The organism is Amycolatopsis sp. CA-128772, from assembly GCF_002904295.1.
In the GTDB taxonomy this organism is placed as follows: domain Bacteria; phylum Actinomycetota; class Actinomycetes; order Mycobacteriales; family Pseudonocardiaceae; genus Amycolatopsis.
The window spans coordinates 1-9,593 of the sequence record NZ_PPHG01000035.1; the positions used below are offsets into that span (position 1 = coordinate 1).

The window sequence follows — 9,593 nt, forward strand, 5'->3', positions numbered from 1 at the left end:
GGCCGTGCTGGAGGAGCTGGGCGTGCCCCTGGCCGTGCTGCCGCACCTGACCATGGACGTCGTCTTCGACACCGCCCGCACCACGACGGCGTTGTCCGGCAGCGGCATCGAACTGCCCGAGCTGCGCGACTACGCGGCCCCGCTGTACCGGTACTGGCAGGCACACCTCGACCCGGACCGCGCGCGCCGCGGACGGGGCCTGGCCGGGCGCACGGTGCTGATCACCGGCGCGTCGTCCGGGATCGGCCGGGCGTCCGCGCTGGCCGTGGCGGCCAAGGGCGCGAAGGTGATCCTGGTGGCCCGCCGCGCTTCCGAGCTCGAAGAGGTGCGCGAGGAGATCCTCGCGGCCGGCGGCACCGCGGCGGCGTACCCGTGCGACCTCACCGACGGCGACGCGGTCGACGCGCTGGTCAAGGAGGTGCTCGGCGACCACGGCGCGGTGGACATGCTGGTGAACAACGCCGGCCGGTCGATCCGGCGCTCGGTTTCGCTGTCCACGCAACGGTTCCACGACTTCGAACGCACGATGGCGATCAACTACTTCGGCCCGGTGCGGCTGATCCTCGGGTTCCTGCCGTCGATGGCCGCGCGCCGGTTCGGGCACGTCGTCAACGTCACGACCCAGGGCCTGCAGACCGACACCCCGCGCTTCTCGGCCTACCTGGCGTCGAAGGCGGCACTGGAGAAGTTCGGGCTGACGGCCGGGCGCGAGACGCTCTCGGACGGCGTCACGTTCACGTCGGTGCGGATGCCGCTGGTGCGGACGCCGATGATCGCGCCGACCGGCTACCGCGGCATCCCGTCCAGCAGCCCGGAACGCGCGGCGGCGCTGGTGGTGAAGGCCCTGGAGGACCGGCCGGAGGTCCTCAGCCTTCCCGAAGGCCGCGCGGCCGAACTGGCGACGCTCGCCGCGCCGCGGCTGGCCCGGTTCGCCGCGCACCTGGCCTACCGGGCGATGCCGGAGTCCGCGCCCGAGGCACACGCCCTGCCCCGCCGGTCCGCGCCGGCGTCCGTCGCGGCGACGGTGACCCGCCTGATCTGGCGCCGTCGTGCCTGATTTCCGCGAATTCCGCCGAAACGGTGGCACGCGCGCGACGGTACTTCTACCCTCGCGCGAGTCCCGCCCATCCGGGCGGGCTTCGACTGGGGAGTACGGAATGCCGGAGAACAGCACTGGGGAACGATGCGCCGTGAGCGACCAGACGGCCGCGATCGGCACGGCGAGGCGCACCCGCGGGTGATCGTCCGTCCGTGAAAGGCCGCCGCCGGGGACGCCGAGTCCCCGGCGGCGGCCGTCACGGACATCCGGCGGGCGGGGCCGGCGAGACCGGCCGCTACCATCGCTTCCCGGGCGGTCGGGAGCGGAAGGCGGGCGGGGCGTGGACGTGGCGAGTCCTGCGCGCGCCGCCACGACGCCGGAACCCCGGAAGACCACCCGGCCGCTGCTGCGCTGGAGCGTGCACGCCGCCTGGGTGCTGCTGCTCGCGCTGGTCACCGAGATCCGCGTCGGCCGCTTCGGCTTCCACCCCTCCGACCAGGGCTTCATCCTCGCCCAGGCGTGGCGCGTGCTGCACGGCGAAGTCCCGCACGCCGAGATCATCTCCGCCCGCCCGCTCGGGTCCGCGGTGCTGCACGTCGCCGACTACGCCCTGCCGATGCCGCTGTTCTTCGGGTCCAGCTTCCTGTCCATGATCGAGATCATCGTGGCGACGATCGCGTTCGCCACGCTGGTCACGCGGCGCCGGGTGCGCGAATGGGGCCCGGGCATGACGGCGATGGTCGCGGCCGCGTCGCTGATCAACCTCAACGCCTTCCCGCTGATGGCCTGGCACACCGTCGACGGCATCACGCTCACCGCGTGCGGTGCGTGGGCGCTGGACGCCGGCCTGACCAGCGGCCGCGCGTTCGCCCGCCGCGGCGGGCTGGTGCTGCTCGGCTGCGCGGTGTTCGTCAAGCAGAGCTTCGCCCTCGCCGCGGTGATCGGCGTGCTGTGGCTGGTGCTGCACCCGGCCACCCGGACGGGCACGCGCCGCGCGGTCCGGCTGGTCCTCGACCTCCTCGCGCTCGGCGCGCCCGGGCTGGCGTACGTGGCGTGGGTGAGCCTCGGCGGCGGCTTCACGGAGATGGTCGAGCAGCTCACCGGCGGCGTCCCCGCGTACGGCGAGCGGCTGCTCGGGCTGTGGCTGGACGACCCGGAGGTGCTGACCAGGGCACCGGTGCGGGAGCTGAGCTTCTTCGCCGCGATCGCCGTGGTGCTGCTGGCCGTCCGGCTGCCCGGCGACCGGCTCGGCGCGGCCGGGCGGGCGGCGTCCTGGGTGCTGGTGCTGGCCGGCGCCGCGGCGGTGGTCTGGACCGTCGTGGACGGCCGGTTCACCGGCTCCTCGCGCTGGGCCGACGTCCTGTGGTGGATCGTCGCGGTCAGCGTGCCGGTGAACGCGGCCGTCCGCCGGAAGGTGCCGTGGGCGGGGCTGCTCGTGCTCGCCACCGGGTTCATGACCAGCCTGTCCTGGGGCAACGACACCCCGACGCTGCTCACCGGCACGCTGGCGTGGGCGGCGTTGCTGCTGCTGAGCCACCTGGTCCCGCCGCGGCCCCGGCTCGCCCGGCGCTGGGTGACCGCGACGGCCGGGCTGACCGCGGTGGCGGTGTGCGGCTGGGTCGTCGTCGCGCGGCACGACCAGGCGGCCTACCTCGACCTCGGGCACGACCGGCTGACCGAGGACCTCGGCGCCGTCAGCCCGGCCATGTCCGGCATCCGCACGAACCCGTCGACGTTCCGGTACGTGCAGCAGATCCGCGACTGCGTGGACCGCTTCCCGGCCCGGCGGACGGCGGTCCTGCCGGACAACGCGTTCGCCTACCCGGCCTTCGGCCTGCGCAACCCGTTCCCGCTGGAGTGGCCGCTGCCGCTGGAGATCGTCGGCGACGCGCCGCAGCGGATGCTCGCGACGACCGACGTGCTCAACCGCGAAGGCGGCTACCTCGTGCTGTTCCAGACGGTGCCGAGCCGGCTGCTGGCCACCGGCGGTCCGGTGCCGGCGGAGGTGCCCGCCGACACGCCGGTGTTCACCTACCTCGGGCTGGAGACGGCGCTCCAGGCCCGGCTCACGGGCCGCGTCGTGACCTGCGGCAGCTTCGTGGGCAAGTACGCGCCCTGACGTCAGGACGCCTGCTCGCCGCCGTGCATCAGGTCGAACAGCTCGCGCGGGACCTCGCCGTCGCCGAACAGGCTCTCCAGGAGCACGGCCTCGTCGACCGGGTTCGCGCTGCGGGTGAACATGGCTTCCTCGTACTCGGCGAGCGCGGCTTCGACGTCGCCGGGGTGCGCGGCGAGGGCCTGGCCGAGTTCGGCGCCGTCGAGCATGGCCAGGTTCGCGCCTTCGCCGTTCGGCGCGGTGAGGTGGGCGGCGTCGCCGACGAGGGTCGCGCCCAGCACGCGGTCCCAGCGCAGGCCGACCGGCAGGGTGTGGTGCGGCCGCAGGACCGGGTCGGTGCCGGCCTCGGTGATCAGCGCGGTGAGCTCCGGGGCCCAGCCATCGAACTCCGCCGCGATCCGCGCCGCGGCCGCGACGGGGTCGGTGAAGTCGATGGCGGCGAACCAGCCGAGCGGGCGGGCGAGCACCACATACGCGTGCAGGGTGTCGCCACGTTCCCGGTGCGCGTTGAGCTGCTCGCCCGGCGTTGCGCCGTTGGCGGCCATCGAGCCGCCGCCGACCGCTCTCGCGGTGGCGGGGTGGCGGGTGTCGGCGTCGTGGAGGTAGGTCTCGACGAACGCTTCGCCGGTGTACTCGGGCACGGCGCCGGTGAGCAGCGGCCGGACCTTCGACCAGGCCCCGTCGGCACCGACCAGGAGGTCCGTGACGACGGTGCTCCCGTCGGCGAAGGTGACCTCGTGGCGCCCGTCGGCCAGCGTGCGCGCCCCGGTCGCCTTGTGTCCCCAGTGGACAGTGCCGGGCGGGAGCGCGTCGAGCAGCAGCTGCCGTAGATCGGCCCGCATGACCTCCGGGCGGCCACCGGTGCCGTCGTCGGTCTTTTCGAACAGCAGGGTGCCGTTGCGGTCGAGGATCCGCATCGCCTGGCGGCCCTCCAGGACCAGGGCGCGGAACTCGTCCACCAGCCCGGCCGCTTCCACCGCGAGCTGCCCGTTGTAGTCGTGGATGTCGAGCATCCCGCCCTGCATCCGCGCGTCCGGGGACGCTTCGGCCTCGTGGACCTCGGCCGGGATGCCGTGGACGTGCAGGACGCGGGCGAGGGTCAGGCCGCCGAGGCCGGCGCCGATGATCGTGACGTGCATGGGTGCTCCTTCTGATTTCGGTGCGACACCCGAAGACTGGCGACGGTGGCTGGCGCGAACCGCACACGCAGCCGGCACGCCCCTGGCAGGCGCTGTCAGTCGGTCACCAGGTCGTCCGGGCTCCCGCTCGCCAGCTCCGCCAGGACGTCCAGCGCCGCGGCCAGGGTTTCCACCGGCGGGGCCGACACCGCGAGCCGCACCGCGTTCGGCGCGTGGCCGGGCAGCACCGCGAACGCCGCCGCCGGGGACAGCGCGATCCCGCGGCGCGCCGCGGCCGCGACGAACAGCTCCGCCCGCCACCGCTCCGGCAGCTCCCACCAGCGGTGGTAGGACGCCGGGTCGCCGCGCAGCCCCGGCAGCTTCGCCTCGGCCACCGACGCCCGCGCGGCGGCGTCCCGGCGTTTGGCCGCCTCGACTTCGGCGAGGGTGCCCGTCACGATCCACCGCGTCGCCGCTTCGACGGCGAAGCGGGACGCCGCCCAGCCACCCGACCGCACCGAGGACGCCAGCCGCGCGGTCCACGGCGGCGGCGTCACCAGGAAGCCCGCGGTCAGCCCGGGGGCGACCCGTTTCGAGAGGCTGTCGACGAAGACCGTCCGCTCCGGCGCGAAGGCGGCGAACGGCCGGACGTCGTCGCGCAGGAACGTGTAGATGCCGTCCTCGATCACCGGCAGGTCGAGCCGGGCGACGACGGCGGCCAGCTCTTCCCGGCGCCGCACCGGCATCGTCGTGCCGAGCGGGTTGTGCAGGGTCGGCTGGACGTAGAGCGCGCGCACCGGCCCGGCCGCGGCCAGCGCCGCCGGCACGAGGCCGTCCTCGTCGGTGTCGATCGGCACGAGCTGCACGCCGAGCCGGGCGGCAAGGCCCTTCACCACCGGGTAGGTCAGTGACTCCACCGCGAGCCGCTCCCCCACCGGCACGAACGCGGCGATCGCCGCCGCGAGGGCCTGCCGGCCGGAGCCGGTGAACAGCACCGTCGCCGGGTCCGGCCGCCAGTCGCCGCGGGTGAGCAGGGCGGCGGCCGCCTCCCGGGCGCCGCGGGTGCCGGCGGCGCCGATCGGGTGCAGGACCGCGGTCAGGACGTCCTCGCGCAGCAACGGTTCCAGCGCGCGGGCCAGCCGCGCGGACTCGCCCGGCAGGACGGCGAAGTTGAGCTCGAGGTCGATGCGGGCCTCGCCGGGCTCGGCGAGCGCGGGTTCGGGCGGCGGCTTCGCCGCGCGGACGAACGTGCCGCGGCCGACCTCGCCGACGGCCAGGCCGCGCCGCACGAGCTCGCCGTAGACGCGGGCGGCGGTGGAGCCGGCGATGCCGCGCTGCCGCGCGAACCGGCGCTGGGGCGGCAGCCGGTCGCCGGGGCGCAGCCGGCCGGCCTCGATGTCGGCGGCGATGGCGTCCGCGACGACGCGGTAGTCGTCCATGCCCTGCCTCCCGCCGGAAACTGCCCCGGCGGACATGATCCCATCCGGACTAGATTGGGACCGGAGGTGCCATGACCGACCCGATCTGGACCGAAGTCGACGACTACCTCGCCGGCGCGCTGCTCGCCCCCGACCCGGTGCTCGAGACCGCGCTGGCCGACGCGGACGCCGCCGGGCTGCCGCACATCGCCGTCGCGCCCAACCAGGGCAAGCTGCTGCACCTGCTGGCCCGGCTCGCCGGGGCGCGCACGATCCTGGAGATCGGCACGCTCGGCGGGTACAGCACGATCTGGCTCGCCCGCGCGCTGCCGGCCGGCGGCAAGCTCGTGACGTGCGAATACGAGCCGAAGCACGCCGAAGTCGCGAAGGCCAACCTGGCGCGGGCCGGGTTCGGCGAAGACGTCGTCGACATCCGGGTCGGTGCCGCGCTCGACACGCTGCCGTCGCTGTCCGGGCCGTTCGACTTCGTGTTCATCGACGCCGACAAGGTCAACCTGGCGAACTACGTGCGCGCCACGCTGGAGCTGTCCCGGCCGGGCACCGCGATCGTCGTCGACAACGTCGTCCGGCGGGGCCGGGTGGCCGACCCGGCCGACGCCGACCCGAACGTCCGCGGGGCGCGGGAGCTGTTCGACCTGCTGGCCGCCGAGGGCCGGATCGACGCGACCGCCGTCCAGACCGTCGGCGGCAAGGGGTACGACGGGTTCGTGCTGGCCCTGGTCCGCTGAGTCACCGCGGCCGCGCGGCCGCGGTGAACGCGCGCCAGACGTCGGCCGGGACGACGTCGCCGGTCAGCTTCCGGCCGGCCGCGTCCTTGAGCCGCCGCTCGTCGTCGGAGCCGATCCAGACCGCCGTCGCCAGCTGCGGGGTGTAGCCGACGGCCCAGGCGTCCTGGTAGTCCGGGCTGGTGCCGTGCTCGGCCTCGCCGGTGCGCAGCGCCGCCGGGGCGCCGCCGGGGCGCAGGGCCGCGGTGACCTCGCCGGCGATGCGGCGGCTCGCCTCGGCGTCGCCGAACGCCGGGCTGGAAGTCTCCGGGTGCGCCCAGACGACCGCGCCGGTTTCGTCGCGCACCATCGCCACCAGGTGCGGGGTGGCGCGCCGGCCGTCGGCGGCGAAGGTTCCGTAGGCGCCGGCGACGTCGAGCGGCCGCAGCGGGTACCGGCCGATCGCGATGCCCGGGCCGATGAGGAAGCCGTCCTTCTCGCGCAGGGTCGGGACGCCGTCCACGGCGTCTGGGATGCCGGCCTGCCGGGCGGCTTCGCTCACCGCCTCCGGGCCGACCTTCTTCGCCAGCGCGACAAGGGTGCCGTCGGCGTGCGTTTCCACCGCCCGGCGCGGGGTGCACTTCTTGCCGCAGACTTCCGGGTACTGGAAGGTCTCGCCGAGGAAATCGACCTTCGAGAACGCCGGGATCGGCTGGTCCGGGCCGAAGCCGTGGCCCAGTGCCGCGGCGAAGGTGAACGGGTGGAACGCCGTGCCGAGCGCGTGCGGGGTGCTCGCGTAGTCGCGCACGCCCTGGTCACCGCCCTGGTAGGCGCGCACGGCCCCGGTCTTCGGGTCGACCGCGACGACGGCGCCGCGGAGCTCCGGCGGCTCGCCGGCCAGCCTGTCCCGCAACGCCTTCTTCGCGGCGTCCTGCAGGCCGCGGTCCAGCGTCGTCACGACGGTCATGGTGTCCTGCTGGAGCCGGCCGAGCGGGAAGCCGTCCTGCTCCAGCTCGGCCAGGACCTGCTGCTTGACGTGGAACTCGTCGTAGGTGAGGCGGCCCGCGCGTGTCTCCGACGGCGGCTGGACCTCGGCGCCGGGGTAGGTCATCGGTTCGTCGCTTCGCACGTACCCGCGGCTCACGAGCTTGTCGCGCACGTACGCCCAGCGCCGCGAGGCGTGGATCTCGCCGGAGGCGGCGGGGTCGTGCACCGACGGCGACTGGATCATCCCGGCGAGGAAGGCGGCTTCGCTCCAGGTGATCGAGTCGTCGAGCTTCTTGCCGAAGTAGGCGTTCATCGCCGCGGCGGGCCCGAACGTGCCGCGACCGAAGGAGATGATGTTGACGTAGCTCTCGAAGATCTGTTCCTTGCCCTGCTCCTGGGTGATCTTCGTGGCCAGCACGAGCTCGGCGAACTTGCGCCCGAGGGTGGCGTCTTCGTCGCCGGTGGACTTCTTGATGTACTGCTGGGTGATCCCGGACCCGCCGCCGACGCCGGTGAGGAACGCGCGGCCGATGCCGGTCGGGTCGAAGCCCTGGTTGTCCCAGAAGGTGGGGTCTTCGGTGGCGATGATCGCGTCACGCAGTTTCGCGGGCACTTGCGCGTAGGGCACGAACGTCCGGTCGCCCTCGGCGGGAACTACCTTGAGCAGCTCGGACCCGTCCGAGTACTGCAGGACGACAGTCTTGCCGAGCCCGGCCAGGACCTCCTGGGGGCTGCGGACGTCGAGCACGAGGTAGCAGACCCAGAAGGCGATCAGCGGGCCGCCGACGACCACGCCGAACGTCCAGCCGGCGATCCGCCGGGCGCGGCGCCACTTCGGTTTGCCGGGTTTCTGGTCTTCCTCGGTCGCCAAGGTCACGAAAGGATGACGGCCGGATGGGGGAAAAGGTTCTGCCGCGAATTGTTCGAATCCTGTGAAGAAGCGTCAGGAGAGGAACGCGCGCAGCAGGGAGGCGGTGCCCTCGATGTGCTCGGCCATCGCCTGCCGCGCGGCGGGCGCGTCGCCGGCGAGGATGGCGTCGACGATGGCTTCGTGCTGGGCGTTCGAATGCTCGAGGTTGGGCGGCAGCAGCGGGATCCGGTCGAGCAGCTGGTTGACGCGGGTGCGGGCGTCGGCCATCGCCGTGGTCAGCGAGCCGGACGCGGTCACCTCGGCGATGGCCAGGTGCAGCCGGGAGTCCTTGCGGCGGTAGTCGCCGAGCTCGGCGCCGGCGGCCTCGGCGAGCGTGCCGGTGAGGTGCTGCCGGTCGGCGGGGCTCAGCGACCGGGCGGCGGCCATCTCCGCGGCGCCGGTTTCGAGGACGTACCGGAGGCTCAGCGAGTCTTCCAGCGTGACGGCGTCGACCTTGCCGTCGGGCTCGGGCGGCCCGGGCAGGCTTTCGTTCACGAACGTGCCGCCGTAGCGGCCCCGGCGTGACTCGACGTAACCGGCGTCGGAGAGCGCCCGGATGGCCTCGCGCAGCGTGACGCGGCTGACGCCGAGCCGTTCGGCGAGCTCGCGTTCGGAGGGCAGCCGCTCGCCGGCGCCGACGACGCCCAGCCGGATGGCCTGCAGCAGCCGCTCGACGGTTTCCTCGAAGGCGTTGCCCGCGCGGACCGGCCGGAACAGCGCTTCGCCGGCATTCACCACCGAGGTCGACTCCATCCCGCGAGTCTAGGCCGCGGTCCGGGCGCGCCCTGCGACCGGACACCGCGACGGTCAGTGTTCACCAGGGTACTTTCCGCATCCTCGGAGTGGCCAGTGGACGGTCCGGTCGTCACACTGTGTTCGCAGTCCGGAAAACCGGTGGAACGGGACGGGCACGGTCGGCGACGATGGGGTCACCGACACCGAACATCGACGCAGGGGGCGATCCGGTGCACTTCCTGATGGCCGAGGATCTGGTCCACGAACGAGAGGGCGAGCTGCGCCACGGCGTGCGCAACCGCCCCCCGGGCCGGGCAACGCCGAGACGCCGAACGGGAACGAAGAGACAACAGCTGGGCTGGACCCTGGTCGAGGTCGGCTTGAGGCTGGCGGCCGAGCCGGAGGACCGGCAGGGCTGAGCCCGCCGATCGGCCCCCGGCTGGGCGGTCCCCATCGGCCACCAGCGCCCACCGGCCGGCCACCGCGAGCACCGCCGCCGGCCGGCCACCGCGAGCACCGTCGCCGGCCGGCCACCGCGAGCACCG

General features: G+C 74.1%; 8 protein-coding genes. 4 read left to right on the plus strand and 4 right to left on the minus strand.

Going from position 1 to position 9,593, the window contains the following annotated elements; all coding sequences use genetic code 11:
* Together C2L59_RS15555 and C2L59_RS15560 are read left to right on the plus strand one after the other, a co-directional pair.
* A partial coding sequence (locus tag C2L59_RS15555) for an SDR family NAD(P)-dependent oxidoreductase (RefSeq protein WP_146060391.1) occupies nucleotides 1–1,057 on the plus strand: 1,057 nt, incomplete at its 5' end.
* A gap of 322 nt (nucleotides 1,058–1,379) precedes the next feature.
* Nucleotides 1,380–3,158: a hypothetical protein gene (locus tag C2L59_RS15560; RefSeq protein WP_103350223.1), complete on the plus strand. Its 1,779-nt coding sequence runs from the start codon at nucleotides 1,380–1,382 to the stop codon at nucleotides 3,156–3,158.
* Nucleotides 3,159–3,160: 2 nt separating this feature from the next.
* Here the strand turns inward: C2L59_RS15560 and C2L59_RS15565 are convergent, their stop codons facing one another.
* Nucleotides 3,161–4,294: an NAD(P)/FAD-dependent oxidoreductase gene (locus C2L59_RS15565; protein WP_103350224.1), complete on the minus strand. Its 1,134-nt coding sequence runs from the start codon at nucleotides 4,292–4,294 to the stop codon at nucleotides 3,161–3,163.
* Between the two features lie 95 nt (nucleotides 4,295–4,389).
* A complete protein-coding gene (locus C2L59_RS15570; RefSeq protein ID WP_103350225.1) occupies nucleotides 4,390–5,712 on the minus strand; it encodes a PLP-dependent aminotransferase family protein in 1,323 nt (440 codons plus the stop codon).
* Nucleotides 5,713–5,783: 71 nt separating this feature from the next.
* On the opposite strand from C2L59_RS15570, the gene C2L59_RS15575 reads away from it, so the two are divergent.
* Nucleotides 5,784–6,440 carry an O-methyltransferase gene (locus C2L59_RS15575; RefSeq protein WP_103350226.1) on the plus strand — a complete coding sequence of 219 codons (657 nt, stop codon included), beginning with the start codon at nucleotides 5,784–5,786 and terminating at the stop codon, nucleotides 6,438–6,440.
* Nucleotide 6,441: 1 nt separating this feature from the next.
* On the opposite strand, the gene C2L59_RS15580 is transcribed toward C2L59_RS15575, so the two are convergent.
* Both C2L59_RS15580 and C2L59_RS15585 read right to left on the minus strand, forming a co-directional pair.
* Nucleotides 6,442–8,280, minus strand: coding sequence for a transglycosylase domain-containing protein (locus C2L59_RS15580; RefSeq protein ID WP_103350227.1), 1,839 nt, complete (start codon nucleotides 8,278–8,280; stop codon nucleotides 6,442–6,444).
* Nucleotides 8,281–8,346: 66 nt separating this feature from the next.
* The gene (locus C2L59_RS15585; protein WP_199199088.1) at nucleotides 8,347–9,066 is read right to left on the minus strand and encodes a FadR/GntR family transcriptional regulator; all 720 of its coding nucleotides are present in this window, start codon (nucleotides 9,064–9,066) and stop codon (nucleotides 8,347–8,349) included.
* 170 nt (nucleotides 9,067–9,236) lie between these two features.
* On the opposite strand from C2L59_RS15585, the gene C2L59_RS15590 reads away from it, so the two are divergent.
* Complete coding sequence (locus C2L59_RS15590) at nucleotides 9,237–9,467, plus strand: hypothetical protein (protein WP_103350228.1); 231 nt, start codon at nucleotides 9,237–9,239, stop codon at nucleotides 9,465–9,467.
* The last annotated feature ends 126 nt before the right edge of the window (nucleotides 9,468–9,593 follow it).